19 protein-coding genes are annotated in these 14,998 nt (G+C 68.3%); 4 read left to right on the forward strand and 15 right to left on the reverse strand.

Annotated features, from left to right (window positions below; translation table 11 throughout):
* Positions 1–2: 2 nt before the first annotated feature.
* Positions 3–617, reverse strand: a complete 615-nt coding sequence (locus I4Q55_RS29305) for a nitroreductase family protein (RefSeq protein WP_206792072.1) — start codon at positions 615–617, stop codon at positions 3–5.
* 28 nt (positions 618–645) lie between these two features.
* Between I4Q55_RS29305 and I4Q55_RS29310 the strand changes: the two genes are divergently transcribed.
* Complete coding sequence (locus tag I4Q55_RS29310; RefSeq protein ID WP_206792073.1) at positions 646–1,269, forward strand: TetR/AcrR family transcriptional regulator C-terminal domain-containing protein; 624 nt, start codon at positions 646–648, stop codon at positions 1,267–1,269.
* 160 nt (positions 1,270–1,429) lie between these two features.
* Here the strand turns inward: I4Q55_RS29310 and I4Q55_RS29315 are convergent, their stop codons facing one another.
* Positions 1,430–2,575: a molybdopterin dinucleotide binding domain-containing protein gene (locus I4Q55_RS29315; protein WP_307793341.1), complete on the reverse strand. Its 1,146-nt coding sequence runs from the start codon at positions 2,573–2,575 to the stop codon at positions 1,430–1,432.
* Between the two features lie 276 nt (positions 2,576–2,851).
* On the opposite strand from I4Q55_RS29315, the gene I4Q55_RS29320 reads away from it, so the two are divergent.
* Positions 2,852–3,268 (forward strand): NUDIX hydrolase, encoded by a 417-nt coding sequence (locus tag I4Q55_RS29320; RefSeq protein ID WP_206792074.1) that lies wholly within the window; start codon positions 2,852–2,854, stop codon positions 3,266–3,268.
* A gap of 177 nt (positions 3,269–3,445) precedes the next feature.
* Here I4Q55_RS29320 and I4Q55_RS29325 read toward each other — a convergent pair whose 3' ends face one another.
* The 4 genes from I4Q55_RS29325 to I4Q55_RS29340 are packed head-to-tail and all read right to left on the reverse strand — an operon-like array spanning position 3,446 to position 6,538.
* The gene (locus I4Q55_RS29325; RefSeq protein WP_206792075.1) at positions 3,446–3,940 is read right to left on the reverse strand and encodes an NUDIX hydrolase; all 495 of its coding nucleotides are present in this window, start codon (positions 3,938–3,940) and stop codon (positions 3,446–3,448) included.
* Positions 3,941–3,996: 56 nt separating this feature from the next.
* Complete coding sequence (locus I4Q55_RS29330) at positions 3,997–4,812, reverse strand: endonuclease/exonuclease/phosphatase family protein (RefSeq protein WP_206792076.1); 816 nt, start codon at positions 4,810–4,812, stop codon at positions 3,997–3,999.
* Positions 4,803–5,435 carry a dTMP kinase gene (gene tmk, locus I4Q55_RS29335; RefSeq protein WP_206792077.1) on the reverse strand — a complete coding sequence of 211 codons (633 nt, stop codon included), beginning with the start codon at positions 5,433–5,435 and terminating at the stop codon, positions 4,803–4,805. Before tmk ends, I4Q55_RS29330 begins: the two co-directional genes overlap by 10 nt.
* A complete protein-coding gene (locus I4Q55_RS29340) occupies positions 5,432–6,538 on the reverse strand; it encodes a radical SAM protein (protein WP_206792078.1) in 1,107 nt (368 codons plus the stop codon). Before I4Q55_RS29340 ends, tmk begins: the two co-directional genes overlap by 4 nt.
* A 175-nt stretch (positions 6,539–6,713) precedes the next feature.
* On the opposite strand from I4Q55_RS29340, the gene I4Q55_RS29345 reads away from it, so the two are divergent.
* Complete coding sequence (locus tag I4Q55_RS29345; protein ID WP_307793342.1) at positions 6,714–7,754, forward strand: LysR family transcriptional regulator; 1,041 nt, start codon at positions 6,714–6,716, stop codon at positions 7,752–7,754.
* On the opposite strand, the gene I4Q55_RS29350 is transcribed toward I4Q55_RS29345, so the two are convergent.
* From I4Q55_RS29350 to I4Q55_RS29360, 3 genes are all read right to left on the reverse strand, one after another.
* On the reverse strand, positions 7,730–8,527 hold the full coding sequence (locus I4Q55_RS29350) for a Scr1 family TA system antitoxin-like transcriptional regulator (protein WP_206792079.1): 798 nt from the start codon (positions 8,525–8,527) through the stop codon (positions 7,730–7,732). The two genes, I4Q55_RS29345 and I4Q55_RS29350, sit on opposite strands and share 25 nt — an antisense overlap.
* Positions 8,524–8,754, reverse strand: coding sequence for a hypothetical protein (locus I4Q55_RS29355; RefSeq protein WP_206792080.1), 231 nt, complete (start codon positions 8,752–8,754; stop codon positions 8,524–8,526). The genes I4Q55_RS29350 and I4Q55_RS29355 overlap by 4 nt, the downstream gene beginning before the upstream one ends.
* Positions 8,755–8,976: 222 nt before the next feature.
* Entirely contained in the window at positions 8,977–9,561 is a 585-nt protein-coding gene (locus tag I4Q55_RS29360; RefSeq protein WP_277991989.1) for a hypothetical protein, read from the reverse strand.
* Positions 9,562–9,755: 194 nt separating this feature from the next.
* Here I4Q55_RS29360 and I4Q55_RS29365 point away from each other — a divergent pair, with 194 nt between their 5' ends.
* Complete coding sequence (locus I4Q55_RS29365; RefSeq protein ID WP_206792084.1) at positions 9,756–11,015, forward strand: helix-turn-helix transcriptional regulator; 1,260 nt, start codon at positions 9,756–9,758, stop codon at positions 11,013–11,015.
* On the opposite strand, the gene I4Q55_RS29370 is transcribed toward I4Q55_RS29365, so the two are convergent.
* The 6 genes from I4Q55_RS29370 to I4Q55_RS49465 all read right to left on the reverse strand — a co-directional run bounded on the left by I4Q55_RS29370 (position 11,016) and on the right by I4Q55_RS49465 (position 14,833).
* Positions 11,016–11,663 (reverse strand): HAD family hydrolase, encoded by a 648-nt coding sequence (locus tag I4Q55_RS29370; RefSeq protein WP_206792085.1) that lies wholly within the window; start codon positions 11,661–11,663, stop codon positions 11,016–11,018.
* Between the two features lie 41 nt (positions 11,664–11,704).
* Complete coding sequence (locus I4Q55_RS29375; protein WP_206792086.1) at positions 11,705–11,884, reverse strand: hypothetical protein; 180 nt, start codon at positions 11,882–11,884, stop codon at positions 11,705–11,707.
* A 331-nt stretch (positions 11,885–12,215) separates the two neighbouring features.
* Entirely contained in the window at positions 12,216–12,662 is a 447-nt protein-coding gene (locus I4Q55_RS29380; protein ID WP_206792087.1) for a hypothetical protein, read from the reverse strand.
* Entirely contained in the window at positions 12,659–13,756 is a 1,098-nt protein-coding gene (locus I4Q55_RS29385; RefSeq protein WP_206792088.1) for an MAB_1171c family putative transporter, read from the reverse strand. Before I4Q55_RS29385 ends, I4Q55_RS29380 begins: the two co-directional genes overlap by 4 nt.
* A gap of 23 nt (positions 13,757–13,779) precedes the next feature.
* A complete protein-coding gene (locus I4Q55_RS29390) occupies positions 13,780–14,226 on the reverse strand; it encodes a hypothetical protein (protein WP_206792089.1) in 447 nt (148 codons plus the stop codon).
* A gap of 187 nt (positions 14,227–14,413) precedes the next feature.
* Positions 14,414–14,833 carry a helix-turn-helix transcriptional regulator gene (locus I4Q55_RS49465; RefSeq protein WP_206792090.1) on the reverse strand — a complete coding sequence of 140 codons (420 nt, stop codon included), beginning with the start codon at positions 14,831–14,833 and terminating at the stop codon, positions 14,414–14,416.
* Positions 14,834–14,998: the final 165 nt, after the last annotated feature.

Consider the following 14,998-nt stretch of genomic DNA (forward strand, 5'->3'; position numbering starts at 1 on the left):
GGTCATCCGCGGGAACCCCAGGTGTCGAGGTAGGTGACGTCCTCGATGTCCGGGCGCGCGGCGGCCCGGAACTCGCGCTGGGTGGTGTAGGCGACGGCGAGCAGGCTGATCTGCATCACGTCGTCCGGGATGCCGAGCAGCTCGGCGACGTCGGCTTCATGGTCCTGGAGGTGGTAGCCGCAAATGGAGCTGCCGAGGCCGCGGTCGCGCAGGGCGAGCTGGAAGCTCCAGATGGCGGGGTAGGCGGAACCGAAGTACGCGGACTGCGAAAAGGCGTCAGCCGGTGGGCGGCCGATCATGCAGGGGATGGCCAGGACGGGGACGCGTTCGAGGTTGCGGACGAGGTGCTGGGCGGAGGCGAGCGCGCGTTCTTCGACGAGGTGGCCGTATTGGGCCCAGGCGGCTTCGGCGGTTTCGCGGTTGTAGGCGGCGATCTTGGCTTTGGTGTCCGCGTCGCGGACGAGCAGCCAGCGGAACTGCGCGGCCATGCTGCCCGCCGAGGGTGCCTGCTGGGCGATGCGGAGGCAGTCGTCGAGGACGTGCTGGGGCACTTCGCGGTCGAGGTCGAGCTTGCGGCGCACGGATCGGGTGGTGGTGAGCACGGTTTCGGCGTCCATACTTACAGTGTATGCGTACACTGTAAGTATGTCTCTGACTCGCGAAAAAGTCCTCGACACGGCGTTGCGGCTAGCCGATGAGCAGGGCTTGGCGGCGTTGTCGATGCGCAAGGTCGCGGCGGCGGCGGGTGTCGAGGCGATGTCGCTGTACAACCATGTCGAGAACAAGGGTGATCTGCTGGACGGGCTCACCGCCCGGGTCTTCGAAGAGGTGGCGCTGCCGGATCCTGCGTTGTCCTGGGACGCGCGGCTCCGGGCCCTGGCCGAGGGGTTGCACGCGAGCTTCACGCGGCATCCGGTCGTCGTGCGGGCACTGGCGGCGCAGGACGCGAACCCGCGCTCGGCCGGGGCGTTGCGGGTGATCGACGCGCTCCTTCGTGCCCTGCTCGACGCCGGGCTGGACGAGCAGGCCGCGGCGCGTGCTTACCGGTCGCTGCTGGGGATGCTGTTCGGCTCGGTGCTCACCGGCACCGCCGGGACCGGTACCCCGGCGGTCCGGGCCGAACCCGTGGTGGCGTATTTCCGGCGGATGGCCACGGCGGAGGAGCTGCCGAGCCTGCACCGGGTGCTGCCCGCGTTGGAGGCCGGTGACTGCGTGCAGGACTTCGAATACCAGCTCGAGTTGCTGATCGGCGGGTTGCGTCCGGCGTGACGCCCGGGTTCAGACGGCGGCGAGCCCTGCCGGGAGGACAGGCTGAGGCAAGCGTCGTCCTGTCCTTCGGCGAGGGCGCACACCGCGGTCACGCCGGAGGGGAAGCAGCCGAAGGCTTCGCACAGGTGGCTCTCGGACGTCACGGACTCCAGGTCGATCATCAGCGTCCTTTCCGAAGCGGGGGATGCAGGAGCGGGGGATGCAGTGCCCGCACGTGCGGGGCGGGACCGGTGAAGCGTTCGACGTCGACCGCGGCGTGCTGGCCGGCGCAGCCCTGCGACAGCCGGGACGAGGGGATGTCGGCGGTCAGGACGTTCGGGTTGCCGTGCGCGCACAGCGGGCCCGTGGGGTGGTCCTCGACCGGGTCGAACCAGGCGCCGGTCGCGAGCTGGACGACGCCGGGGCGGAGGGCGTCGTCGAGGACCGCGCCCGCCAGGCAGGCGCCGCGGGCGTTGAACACCCGGACGACGTCGCCGGTCGTGATGCCGCGGGCCGCCGCGTCGGCCGGGTTGAGGCGGATCCGCTCGCGGCCCGCCACTTTGCCCGCACTGCTGACGTCGCCGGCGTCGAGCTGGCTGCGCAGGCGGGTGTGCGGCTGGTTGGCGATCAGCCACAGGGGCCCGGACTCGGTCGGCGGGAGCCAGACCGGGTGGCCAGGGCAGTCCGGGTAGCCGAACCCGGCGATGGTCGCCGAGGTGATCTCGATGCGGCCGCTCGGCGTGCGCAGGGGGTGCGCGACCGGGTCGTCGCGGAAGTCCGCGAACAGCGTGTGGTGCTCGCGGCCGGGCGGCAGCTTCAGTTCGCCGTCGGCCCAGAACTGCTCGAACATCGGTTCGTCGCGCCAGGATCCGTAGAGGTGCTCCAGCCACTGCCGGGCCGTGCGGCCTTCGGTGAACGCCTCGGCGACGCCGAACCGGGCCGCCAAAGCGGCGAAGATCGTGTAGTCGTCGCGGGCCTCGCCCGCGGGCGGCGCGATCCGGTGCATCGCGATCAGGTGGGTGTCGCGGCGGCCGGACCCGAGGTCCTCGCGCTCCAGCGCTGTGGTGGCGGGCAGCACGATGTCGGCGTGCCGCGCGGTCGCCGTCCAGTGGGGTTCGTGGACGACGATCGTGTCGGGGCGGGTGAACGCGCGGCGGAGGCGGTTGAGGTCTTGGTGGTGGTGGAACGGGTTGCCGCCCGCCCAGTAGACGAGCCGGGTGTCGGGGTAACGGCGGACTTCGCCGTCGTAGTCGTACTCCAGATTGACGGTGCTGTCCGCTATGAGCCCGCAGACCGGTTCTGGCTGGCCGCGCTGTCGTCGCTGCACCCGTGCCGCCGCTGGTGCAGCGTATTTCTGGTTTCTCCAGGCACGCTGTTGAGCTGGCACCGCAGACTGATCGCCACGAAGTGGGACTACACCCCTCAACGCCGGCGCGCCGGCGTCCGCCTACGGCGGCCGCGGCCAGATCTCGCCGTGGTCGGCGAGCACGGTGATCCTGGAGGGGCTGCTGCCGCGGTGCGGGACGAACGGGTACATCGACGACGCCCCTCCACTGCTACGGTCGGTGACGCGCTGTGTCGGTCGGCAGGGGAGCTGGTGCTGGTGGCGGAGTCCGGATACCCGGTGTCGATCAAGGGTGTGCTGGTCCGGGGCGGCCGGGTGCTGCTGGTGCACAACGAGCGCGACGAGTGGGAGCTGCCGGGCGGCCGGATCGAGCCCGGCGAGACGCCGGAGCAGACCGTGGTGCGGGAGGTCACCGAGGAGACCGGGCTCTCCGTCGACGTCGCCGAGATCCTCGACGCGTGGGTCTACCACATCGCGGTGGCGAACAAGGACGTGTTCATCGTGACCTACGGCTGCACCACCGCGTCCATGGCGGCACCGGTTCTGAGCCACGAGCACAGTCGGGTCGCCGAGTTCGCTGAGCACGAAGTGCCGGGGCTGCGGATGCCGGAGGGGTACAAGCGCTCGATCGTCACCTGGTTCGACCGCCTCCGCACCTCAGTGACGGCGAGGTAGCGGCTGTGAACGCCGCGGCGCGGCGCTCAGCTGTCACGGCCGCCGGTGTTCCGATGTCTCGGGCCGCGCCACGGCCCTCTTGGCGTGGCGGGCGCCGGAAGGGTGTATCTCCGCGTGCCGTCTGACGACCCGACCGTCTTCCTCTTGCCTACCGTGCAAGCATGAACCAGCCGTATTTCAGGCGGTGAGGGCCGGAGGAGTAGTCGGGAAGCGGTCGTCGAGAAGTGTCTGCAGGAGGTCGGGCAGCTCAGCTGGCAGGAGCTTGTCTGCGCACTCCGAGAGTTCGGTGCTTGACCACCAGCGTCGTTCGATGAGGCCGGCGCGCTCGTTGGCGCTGTGTCGGAGGGCGACCTGTGGTGCGTCGTGGTCGGTGCGGGCGAGGTAGACGTGGTCGAGGCGATGATGCTCGCGGCCGCGGTAGGTGAAGCGGCTTTCGCGGGTCCAGAGCTTGCGGCCGATCTGGTCGAGGACGAGTCCGGTTTCCTCGGCGATCTCGCGCCGGGCGGTGTCTTCGAGCTTCTCTCCGGGGTCCTGGCCGCCGCCGGGGAGTTCCCACCAGTGGTGGCCGGGGTCGTCGGGGTCGCGGGCGTGGATGAGCAAGACCTCGTCGGCGGGATTGAGGAGCAGAACGCGGGCGCCGACCCGCAACGTCGGGTCGCTGGCGACGGTCATCCGGTGAGGCCCTTTGCGCTCGACGGCTGGTGTGGCGGCCGGGCACGAGCCCTCTGCTAGAACAGCGTTGCTTCGCGGTCCGCGGCCGGGTCGGAGGTTATCAGCGGCGCGGTAGCGGTGAGCGTCAGCTGGACGGCGAGTCCTGAATGGTCCGTGAGCGCCGGGTTCTCCTGGCGCGTGTTGTGGACGTAGGAGCAGCTGGTGAGGTGGGCGAGGAGCGGGGTGGAGGCGTGGGCGTGGTCGTAGCGGTAGCCGAGTTCGGTGCGGCGGGCCCAGCTGTGCTCGACGGCGGTCGGATGCAGCGCGCGGAAGAGGTCGATGAGGCCGTGCCGGTCGGTCAGGGCCGTGTAGAAGGTGGTCTCGAATGGCGCGAACTGCCCTGGGTGAGGCGGTACGTGCCCGGGTTCCAGGACGTTGAGATCACCAAGCAGTAGAACGGCGGCGGCGTCCCCGGTGGCTTCGTACGCTCGGTGGAAGGACTCGATCCACTCGCGCTTGCGGGTGGTCTTTGCTTCGGTGGCGTCGCGGGACGGGACGTAGGCGCCAAGGATGCGCAGCGGACCACTGTCGGTGTCCAGCACGATGCCGGCCAGTCGGGCAGGAAGGTAGGACATCGCCGCGCCGATGGGGTCCACGGTGCACTCGAACCGGGAGAGCAGCATGACGCCGCGTTCCTTGTCGGGGTGGTCGGGGAAGGTGACCGACCAGCCGGCGTCGCGGTAGGACTCGGCGATCAGTTGGGTGCCGGGGCCGGAGCCGGTCTCGGTGAGCACGAAGACGTCCTCGTGGCGGCGGGCGAGCCAGTCGCGTTGGCGGCGGGCTCGTTCGAGGGCGGGGGTGCCGACGTTGAGGGTGAGGGCGGTCAGGGGCATGCCGGGCTCTCCGTGAGGGTGCGGTGGATCAGGTCGACGATGGTGCCAGCCGTGGTGCGGGGGTCGTCGGCGCACTCGATCATCTCGACGGGCCAGCCCTGGTCGCGCAGGAAAGTCATGGCTGCGAGGTAGCCGAGGGTTTCGCGAAAGCTGCTTCCGGGGGTGCGCTCGAAGCGGCTGTGTCCGCCGCGGGCCCGGAGCCGCTGTTCGACGTCCGCCGGTGGAGCTTTGAGCGCGCACACGAGGTCGGGGCGGTACACATCGTGGTTGAGCGCCCAGACGACATCGAGCGGGATGTCGTCGAGCCCCTGCAGGACCAGCGACGATGCCGCGTACCGGTCGCAGAGCACGATCTTGCCCTCGGCCAGCGCCGGAAGGATCTCGCTGGCCAGCTGGTGGTGACGGTCGGCCGCGCAGAGGCAGGCCAGAGCCATGTCGCGGTAGGTGTCGGTGCCATGCCGAGCCAGCTCGCCCAGCGGGGAGCGCGACGGCTGGACGGTGGCGTGCACGGGAACGCCGTCCACTTCGAGGAGCTCGGCGACCAGCGCGGTGATCGTCGTCTTGCCGACGCCGCCGGGGCCTTCGAAGGTCACCAGCTTGCCCGGCAGCCGCGGCGCGCTCATGCGACGTCCAGGGGCAGCAGCCGGCGGGTCTCGGCGGTGACCGGGCACTGCTCGGCGTCGACGTCGCCGATGCGTCCGCCCGCGGCGACGACCGCGGCTGGGCAGCCTTTGCCACATCGTGGTTCGAGGCTGCAGGACGTACAGGTCGGGTTGGCGCCGACCTGGAACCGCTCGTGGAAGCGGTAGCTGTCGAGGCGGGTGGCGAGGTCGCGATCGGTGAAGATGTTCCCGACGATGAAGTCGGTGTCGGGATGGCGAGAGATCGGCGTGCGGGCGGCGAAGACGAGGTAGGGGCAGACGGTGACCTCGCCCGGAGTGAAGACGTAGATGATCGTTCCGGCTTCGCAGCCGGCGAGGGGCTTGCGGTCGGTGTTGGGGAAGCGGATGTGGGCGATGTCGAGGTCAGGGCCGTCGAAGGGGGCGGTCAGCTCGAAGATCTCCTGCATGTGCATGGTGGTCTTCGCGAGCTTCCGCTGGGACTTCACGCCGCGGCCCATGCTGCCCAGCGGGTTGAGCAGCACGTAGCGGGCGCCGTTCTCGCGGGCGAACGCGCACAGCTGCACGTACTCCTCGTTGGCGGCCAGGGAGTTCGGCGTGCACAGCAGCCCTTGCAGGAGTCCGGCCGCGGCGAGTTTGCGGACGTTGGCCACGGTCACGTCGAAGGAGGCGCGGTCGCCGCGGAACAGGCCGTGGGAGTCGGCGGCGAACCCGTCGAGCGAGACGTTGACGTGCACTCCGGCCGTGGCGAGTTGCCTGATGAGTTTGTCATCGAGCTCGGTGGCATTGGTGCAGATGCCGACGTCGATTCCGGCGTTGCGGAAGGCGTGCACGATGCCGAGGAAGTCCGGGTGAACGGTCGGCTCGCCGCCGGTCAGCGTCACCCGGCGTACCCGGGCGTCGGCCAGCCGAGGGACGACCTTCTTCACGACCTCGGTCAGCGGCATGTCTTTGCCGTGCTTGGTGGCGGAGACGAAGCAGTGCGCGCAGCGCAGGTTGCACCGCTCGGTGATCTGGACCAGGGCCTTGCGGTACGGGGTGTCGACGGTGGTGCGGAAGTAGCAGCTCGACGCCTGCTCGTCGACGGCGATCGGACGGACGGTCATCGTTCGGACCTCCAAGTCGGGCGAGCTGTGGCGGTGGCACGAGTAGACCACTCAGTGCTCGCTGGAGCAATAAATTGACTAGTAATGCTCGAAAGAAAACTTCAGAGCATTCTGGCTACACTTGCTCGAACTAGAACTGGAACTATCCGGCTGGAAAACAAGCGAGGAGACGCTGGTGAGGGACTCGGAAGTCGCCGAGCTGCTCGGCTTCCCCGCGGAGCTGCTGGACACGAGCCTCGATCAGCTGCGGACGCTGGCCGTCGTGCACGCCACCGGCAGTGCGCAGCGCGCGGCCCGGGTTCTGCAACGGTCGCAGTCCAGCGTGCAGAAGCAGCTCGACACGCTGAACGATGCGGCGATCCGGCTGATGGGCGAGGCGCTTGTCGCGAAGCAGGGGCGCGGGAAGGACTTCCTGTTCACCAGCTCCGGCGACGAGGTCGTCGCGCTGGCCACGAGCACGCTGCGCGCCTGGACCGAACGCGTCCACGGCGCCCGCCGGCGGGTCGGGTCCACCATCACGGTGGGCACCACCGAGTTCACCGTCGAGTTCCTCGGCGAGGTCTGGCCGCAGCTGCGTGACACCTTCGAACGCCGAGGCATCCAGCTCAAGATCGAGCACGTCCGGACCCGTGACCTGAAGACCAAGCTGGACGCCGAGCAGGTCGATCTCGTGTGCGGCTCGTTCGCCGCCGAACACGACCGCGGTCCGGACGTGCCGCACGACTTCCTCGAGTGGCACCGCGAACGCGTCGCCCTGCTGACCAACCTCAGCACCCGCGAGGTCCCCGACCGGCCGGTGACGCGCGACGCCCTCGCCGACCTGCCGCTGCTCGCACCGACCGCCGGGCTCCTGGCCGACTTCCTCACCCGCTGGTACGGGCCGGAGTACCGCGGCAAGCTTCATGTGGTCGCCGACATCGACTCCCTCAACTACGGCCTCAACCTGCTCGGCAGCAAGCTGATGTTCGGCTGCCTGCTCACCACCGAGCGGGTCGCCGACGCGGCCATCGAAGGTCGGCTGCCCGGGGCGAACCTCCGCAAGATTCAGCTCGGCACGGGCTACGAACCTGAGCTCGAAATCGTCACGGGGATCTTCGCTCGCCCAGGCGAACGACAGCGATACGCCGCCGGTCACCCACTCAACTTGCTCTGGGACGCCTTCGCGGCTGCCGCCCCGGCAAGCCGTGACGCTCAACATGAGGTTGCCGGGTCATAGGCGACAGCTACCCGCTGGAGCGCATCGAACGTCGACTTGTAGCGCCTCACTGTCGTCAGATCGGACAGGTAAACCGTCGAGTGCTCGTGTCTCAAAACGACGGTGAAGGCCTTCTCCGCGGTCTCGTAGATGACGAAGGACTCGATCGTCGGAGAGATGGCCGCGTCGGCCGGGACGATCCGGGTGTCCACTCGCCACCGGTTCGGTGAGGTGGTGATCTCCTGAAGTTGCGCTTGCACGACCTCCGCCGGGATGCCTTCCAGGGTCAACGCGGCCGAGCCCAGCAGGAGGGTGTGCCGATGTCGGGAATCTCGATCGACCTGTCGGACGCGGCGCGCGAAGATCTCCTGGTCGACGTCGTCGGGCCGGGTGCGCGCTCCGGGAAGCGCGTGAGCGTAGCCGAACGTCTGGAGAAGGTCCGGGACGACCTTCGGTGCCCATTCATAGGTGTGAAGGGTGTATCGGTCGTACGCACGCTGGAGGCTGATCTCGCCGGAGTCGTTTCCTTCGACGTAGCTCGCACGCTCGGATTCTGCGTGAAGTCGGCTGAGGAGATGGCATTCGGCGGCCGGTACTTCAAGCAGGCCGAGCGCCCAGCCCAGCGGTACCGCTGGAATGCGTCGTTCTCCGGTCTCCCAACTCGAAAGGAGGCTTGGGCCGGTGCCCATCAGGCGGGCCAGCTTCCGAAGGCTCATGTCCCGAGCCGTTCGATGTTCCCGGATCGCGCGGCCGACCACGTAGAAGCCGGGGTAGCGCAACGATGCGTCGGTCATGCCAAGTGCCGTTCTGCGAGAATAAGGTCGTGCGGAGTCGGCACGATGCCGGCGTCGACGTCCGCGGCGTGAGACTGCAGGATGTCCAGCAGCTCCTCGAGTCCGTCTGCGAAGTGCCGCTGATCGTCCGTTGTCGCCGTTCCGTCCTGGAGCTGGTGCACGAGCAGGCTGATTCGGACCTGCGTCGCCAGCAGCGTGTCGACGAGTCGGGTGGTTTCGCGGGACATCGGTGCTCCGGTCGATCGTGGTGGTGATTCCGAAAAGGACGGACGGCGTAGCCCGAGGAGCACGCGGCAAAGAAGTACGTATCCGGCGTCTTCTGCGAGAAGCAAGTCGTCCTCGGAGGGCCATTGGACTTCGTTCGGTGCCATGGTGTTCACCTGGGCCATACCTGTGGTGGGGGCGGCGGAGTTGCGGTCGGGGCAGCAACTCCGCCGCCGATCTGGGGGCTATCCGCGTTCGATCACATAACCGATGGCGAGGTCGAGGGCGGTGCCGGGGTCGGGAGCGGGCCCGGGCACGTTGGTGACTTCAAGGCTCTCGGCAACCCGGCGCACCCAGCGATCAGCAAGGCGCCGGAACACCTCGTCGTCGTTTTCTCCATCGGTTGGGGCAGCCTCGAGCGTCGTTCGGAAGAGCAGGTTGTAGTTCGAACTGTGGTTCCGCACCAGGCTCTCGAGCTGATCGAGCTCTGCCTGACCGGGTGCATCGCCGCGGTGCTCCAGGGCGGCGCGGTAGTACGCCAGCGCGTCGGGAACGGCACCGTTGACCAAGATGACGTCAGCGTGGACCCACGCTTCCAGTTCATCGCTGATGCCGCGGGTGATGAACCACATCGTCGATGCCCAGGAGTGGTTGTGCAGGATCGGTATCCCCAGCCGTTGGGCCCGCTCCACAAGCGCCGCGATGGTGGCGACTTGGTATCCGTTGCGTCGAAGCTCCAAGGCCAGGCGGGAGATGAACGTGCTCTTGCCCGTCAGGTGCGGACCCATGATCCCGATGGTCAGCGGCCGCTCGGAGGCCCCGGGCATCATCGAGTCCACCCTTCGCCGTTCCTCAAATCAGGTAGTGCTTCGCCGGATACCGGCATGGCGGTTGTGTTCACCGGTTCCCTCCTGCATCGTGACGTCGGAACGATCACCATGGGACCCTGGCCAGCGACGATGCCGGAAGGGGGTAAATGACGAACGTGCCGATTTACCCCCTGTGAACGGATCGGGAGAACGATGTGACTGACGAGCAGACGGAGAAGCGGTCGGCCGCCGACCATCTCGTGCGGGAGATCCGGCGCCTCCGATCGGCCGCGGGCCTGAGTCAGTCCGAGCTGGCCCGGCGGATCGGCTACACGCGCAACTACGTGTCACTGGCCGAGCGGGAAGGGCGGAACCTGCCATCGCGTGAACTGGTCGATGCGCTCGACCGCGGTCTGCACACGGGTGGCGATTTGCGGCGGCTTTGGGAGGCGGCGAAGCAGGAGCAGGCGGAGCTGCGGCGCGAAAACCAATCCCCGCGCACCAGTCAGCTCAGGGACGATGCGGTGCGCGTCGGTATGACGGCGCTAAGGCGGGCGCTGTTGGCTTGCGACGAGCCGGACGACGGTCCCGTTCGTCCGGAGCACGCCCTCCGAGCAGCTGTCTCCCAGGTGACAGAACAGCGTGTCCAGGCGCGCTATGCGCAACTGGTTGTTGATCTGCCGGATCTCCTGATGGAGCTGGGGCGGGCTCGCGACTTGGCGATCGATGAACGGGAACGCAGCAACACAACGGAGCTGTTGGTCCTGGCTTGCCGGGCAGCTGACGGCTTGGCTTTCAAGTACGGCTACACCGACCTCTCGAGCCAGATCATCACCGCCATGCGATTGGCTGCTTCCCAGATCGATCGACCTTTCCTTGATGCGGCCGTTGCCTATGTGCGTACTGAAATGTTCTTCGCCGTGCGGGATCTGGAAACGGCGCACCGCTCGCTCGTACGTGCCATCGATCGGATACCGGCTACTCGATCCACAGTAGACAGCGAAGCCGCCCGCGGATCGCTGGCGATGCGGGCCGCCGTCGTTTCCGCACGTGCGGGTAAGGCGGAAGAAGCAGGTGAGCACCTCGCTGAGGCGTATCGAGCTGCCGAGCACACGCCCGAAGGTGTCTACCTCGGAACGGCCTTCGGTCCTGCTTCGGTCCGGATTCACGAAGTGGCTGTGGCGCAGGAGCTGGGTGACAGCCCGACAGCGGTCCAGCGCGGCACCGGTTGGCACCCGCCTCGCGAGCTTCCGGCCGAGCGCCGATCGCACTTCTACATCGACTTGGCTCCGGCACAGCTCGAGGTCGGTCGGCCCGACGACGCTTTCGCATCGCTCCAGCTGGCCAAAGGCGTCGCGCCGCTCCACACCCGGGAGCATCCTCGGGTCAAGGCGGCACTGCGATCGCTCCTGCGCGGGCAGCGGACGGTCAGCGACGAGCTGGCGACGTTCGCCGCATGGGCTGACGTGTCGTGATCAGGTTCTGGCAATCAGACTCGGCAGCTCGTTCAGGGAGTCGATGACCCAGTCGGCGTTCGCCAGCACCACCGGGTCGTCCGCCCACAGGTGCCCCCAGGGACCGCGGCGGATCAGCGCGGTCCAGAGCCCGGCGGCGTGACCGGCGACGACGTCGTTGTCGCGGTGGTCGCCGACGTAGAGCAGCTCGCTGGGAGCGACGCCGGCGAGCTCGATGACGCGCCGGAAGAAGGCGGGATCCGGCTTGGCGACGCCCCACTCAGCCGAGGTCGCGATCGCGTCGACCGGGAGGTCGAGCTTGCGGAGCAGGATCCCTGCCTTCGCAGTCTGGTTGCCGGCGAGCGCGACCCAGAGCCCCTTCTGCTGGAGCTGGGTCAGGGCAGGCCGGACGTCAGGGTAGAGGTCGCTCTCGTCGATGTGCTCGCCGTTGCCGGTGTCTTCGCGACGCTGCCGCTCGGCGGCGACGTCGAAGTCCGGCTTGAAGTACCGGAACGTTTCGGCGTTGTCCCGGCCGGACGCGGTTACCGCCCCGAGCACGGTCGAGAACGTGTGCCGGCCGACGCCGATCCAGTCCGCCCAGGCGTTCCACTCGCGAGTGTCGTCGAGCACGGTTTCCCCGATGTCGAGGACGACCGCCCTCACCGGCATGGCGCTACCTTCCCGTAGGAGATGTTCCGCGCCCGAGTCTGTCACTTCGCCGCTGCTGTGGCGGCCTGCCCCCTGACCGAGACCAGCTGGAGCAGCCCCAGGTTGGCCAGGTCGGAGAGCGGGTCGCCCGTCGTGACCAGCGGGTCCGCCGACAACCCCGGTGTCAGCTGGCCGGTCGTGCCGCCGAGACCCAGGGCTTTCGCGCTCGCCGTGGTCACCAAGGCCCCGGATCGTAGTGACGCCCGAGCGCACGAGACGGTCCGCGGGTTCCGCCAGGTCGGTGTGGGTCGCGCTGGCCGCGGCCTGCACCGGTCAGGACCGGCGTCGAGGGCGAGGTGGAGTAGCAGTTGATCCGGCCGAGCAAGATGATCCCGCCCGGGAACGCGTGGCACTCGGCGGTGGGTGAGGCGACTACTTCGACTGCTGTGCGTGGCCCGAGGCCGAGAATGGCGCCGTCAGGAAAGAGCATGGCCCGTCGTGGATCCGGCGTCCGGCCGGGCCCGGGGAGGACCCGGTCGGCGGTGAGAAGCTGCTGGCGCACGGCGGGGGCGCTCAGGCCGGAACGCGCAGCTGGAACACGGCGATCTGCTGCATGAACGGCAGAACCTGTTCCAGCGGGGCGTCGCCGGGGAAGGGCCATTCGTCGGAGACCCGGGGGAGGCGTCCCAGGTAGCGGGCGACCGCGGCGGCCCCGTCTTCGTCTTCGATCAGTTCAGCGTGGCGAAGCTCGTGCTCGTCGGGCTCGACGACGCATCGGCCGGCTGCGAGCAGGTTGCGTACCCAGTCCCGACGGCGGTCTGGCGAGCAGACGTACTGGACGCCGCCGAGCTGCATCAAGGCGATCGGCACCGATCGTGGCTGGCCGCTGGTGCGGCCGGCGACCGTCATGACCCGCAGTGCGTAGTGGCCCTCGCGGTGGGGCTGCGGGTCCTGGGAGCGGATCCGCTCGAGCATCTGCTGGTTGCGGTGGCCGATCTCGGCGTTCGAGGGGGTGCTCACGACGCTCCTTCTCGGGCCAGTGCCCGTGAGAGGTGGATGAGTTGCCGGACATCGGAGTTGATGCCGGCGTCTTCGGGGGCCGCGACGAGCACGGCTGTCCGATTGGCTGGTTGGCGGCCGCTCGCCTGGTGTCGGAGTGCGCGACGGAAGGCACCGAGCTGTTCGTGGGCTGGGCGGTTGGGGTCGAAGCCCGCGTCGAGCAGCTGCGGGCTGAGCTGGAGGAGGCCGTCGCGGATCTCGATCACGCGTCGCCAATAGCGGTGGCCGACCTGGTGGGGGAGCAGTGTGTCCAGCCAGGCTCGCCTCGGGGCGTGGTCGAGCGTGTCGGCTGGGAACACCGCGTGGAGGGCCTGCCACAGCGGCCAGAGTTCGGTGTAGGCGCGACGCCGGCGTAGCCAGGTTTTTAGCGCGGCGAAGCGCGCCGCGAGACCGATGGAGAACACGCCGGCGAGGAACAAGAAGATGCTGATCGGAGCCAGCCGGTTGGTCAGTTGCGTCACCGGATACCCGAAGCCGGGATGGCCGGCCCAGCGGACGATCGTGACGACGGTTCGCGTGCCGGTTGTGATCGCTGCGCAGACGAGTGCGAAGGCGACAACGCGGAGGCCGAAGCGGGCACGACGGCCGGACTCGGCGGCGTACCGGAGGGCCCAGCGGCTCGTCTGCACGGTGGCGTAAAAGGTGTAGCTGTCGGTGATGAGGTAAAACGGCGCGACTCCGGGGTGGCTCATGTTGTTCGGCAGGACCCCGGTCAGCGGGTACGCGGTGTCGCGGAGCCCGGAGGGAAGCGCGAGAATCGCGGCCGTCATCGCCAGCCAGACGCTGACGAGGATCGCCGTCTCGATGCGGACTCGCCGCCATGAACCACCAGCCGAGAGCAGGAAGAACAGCAGCAGGGCGTAGCGCGAGGTGCTCAGCGCGAGGTTCGTCAGCAGCTTCACGGTGCTGGACGCGGGCAACTCGCCGAATACTGTTCGGACGAACGTGACGAAGGTGGAGGCGCCGAGCAGCTGGAACGTCACGCAGACGACGACCGCCCAGAGCGCCGGGTCCCGCGGTGAACGAGCCAGCCTGTAGAGGAACCAGGCCAGCACGAGCAGGAGGAAATTCGTCAGGTTCACAGCACGTCGACCGGATCGCCGAGGGACGTCTGCGCGCGGCGCGCCCGTGGCGATCGTCCCGGCAGGCTGATTTCCTGGGCCTTGACGGTCGCCTCCAGCAGGACGGTCGCCAGCGCCTCGGCTTCCTGCTCGTACTCGTTGTCGTACGAGGTGCGGCGGCGCAACGACCTGCGGATGACATCCGGAGGGATGTCGGGCAGCAGCTGGCGCCACATCGCGTCGTCGCCCTCGTCCGAAGGGTGATCGGCAAGAAGGTGGCCGAGCTCGTGGGCGATGATGTGCTCCTGGTGGAACCGTGTCGTGCCCGCTCGCTGGTAGAGGATGATGTCGGCCGCCGTTGTCTTGATCCACAGGCCGAACGGTCCCGGGACCTCCATCGGGATGCCCAGCAGGCGGATCGGTTTTCCACGGTGCTCGCCGAGCCGGGTACAGATCTCGGCCATCGGCGTCGGGCCTTCGACACCGGCGGCGTGAAGCTCGGATCGCAGCCGGCGCCGCAGGCCGGCTGTCCGCCGAGCGCGACGCACGCGCTGAACAAGGCTGCCCACGACGGTCCTCCCAGCCCGTAGTTGATCACCTGTGAACGATCGTTGCAGATCAGACGTGGTGTTCGGCACCTTGGACGGCAAGTCACCCGGACGTGTGATTTTCGCTGTCGCGGCTGGCTTGGAAGTCGATGAAGTCCAGGACAGTGGACAGGGCGTTCGGTGACAGCTCGCTCGCCCGGAAGGCGAGGTCGCTGATGCCTTGCCGGGACAGCCGGGCGAGGAGGGCGTACTGGCTCTGGATCTCGCGGGCGCGCTCGCTGGTGCCGAAGTATTCCAGCTCGACACCGAGATTCGTGGCAAGCAGCTGGGTGAGCCGAAGGCTGGGCTCGTTGGAGCCCTTGATCAAGCCGTAGAGGTGGCTCTTGGAAATGCTGACCTCTTCGGCGACCTCAGCCACCGTGTAGGGTCGCCCGTCGTCGTGCTTCTTTAGGCGAATCAGCCGTTCGAGCAGCACCCCGAATGGTTCTACGTCGCCGAGCGCGGGCCCGGTTGGTTCGGACACGCCCACCCCCTTCGAACCGGAGTCCGAAATACTGGACTATTGGTCGCAGAGCGTCCGGTTTGGTTGACTCTCCGTCCGGCGTTTCGTACCGTTCTTGTTGATCATTCCAACGTATCGGACACCGGGAAGTCCAGGAACTGCTGAAGCCCATTGTCGCTCGATCGG

The sequence above is a fragment of the Amycolatopsis sp. MtRt-6 genome, from assembly GCF_017308975.1.
Taxonomy (GTDB): domain Bacteria; phylum Actinomycetota; class Actinomycetes; order Mycobacteriales; family Pseudonocardiaceae; genus Amycolatopsis.

Bases quoted from the DNA above. Each gene is read 5' to 3' on its own strand.
- I4Q55_RS29305 (WP_206792072.1), bottom strand. From the start codon at position 617: ATGGACGCCGAAACCGTGCTCACCACCACCCGATCCGTGCGCCGCAAG.
- I4Q55_RS29310 (WP_206792073.1), top strand. From the start codon at position 646: ATGTCTCTGACTCGCGAAAAAGTCCTCGACACGGCGTTGCGGCTAGCC.
- I4Q55_RS29325 (WP_206792075.1), bottom strand. From the start codon at position 3,940: ATGACCGTCGCCAGCGACCCGACGTTGCGGGTCGGCGCCCGCGTTCTG.
- I4Q55_RS29330 (WP_206792076.1), bottom strand. From the start codon at position 4,812: ATGCCCCTGACCGCCCTCACCCTCAACGTCGGCACCCCCGCCCTCGAA.
- tmk (WP_206792077.1), bottom strand. From the start codon at position 5,435: ATGAGCGCGCCGCGGCTGCCGGGCAAGCTGGTGACCTTCGAAGGCCCC.
- I4Q55_RS29340 (WP_206792078.1), bottom strand. From the start codon at position 6,538: ATGACCGTCCGTCCGATCGCCGTCGACGAGCAGGCGTCGAGCTGCTAC.
- I4Q55_RS29350 (WP_206792079.1), bottom strand. From the start codon at position 8,527: ATGACCGACGCATCGTTGCGCTACCCCGGCTTCTACGTGGTCGGCCGC.
- I4Q55_RS29355 (WP_206792080.1), bottom strand. From the start codon at position 8,754: ATGTCCCGCGAAACCACCCGACTCGTCGACACGCTGCTGGCGACGCAG.
- I4Q55_RS29360 (WP_277991989.1), bottom strand. From the start codon at position 9,561: ATGATGCCCGGGGCCTCCGAGCGGCCGCTGACCATCGGGATCATGGGT.
- I4Q55_RS29370 (WP_206792085.1), bottom strand. From the start codon at position 11,663: ATGCCGGTGAGGGCGGTCGTCCTCGACATCGGGGAAACCGTGCTCGAC.
- I4Q55_RS29390 (WP_206792089.1), bottom strand. From the start codon at position 14,226: ATGGCCGAGATCTGTACCCGGCTCGGCGAGCACCGTGGAAAACCGATC.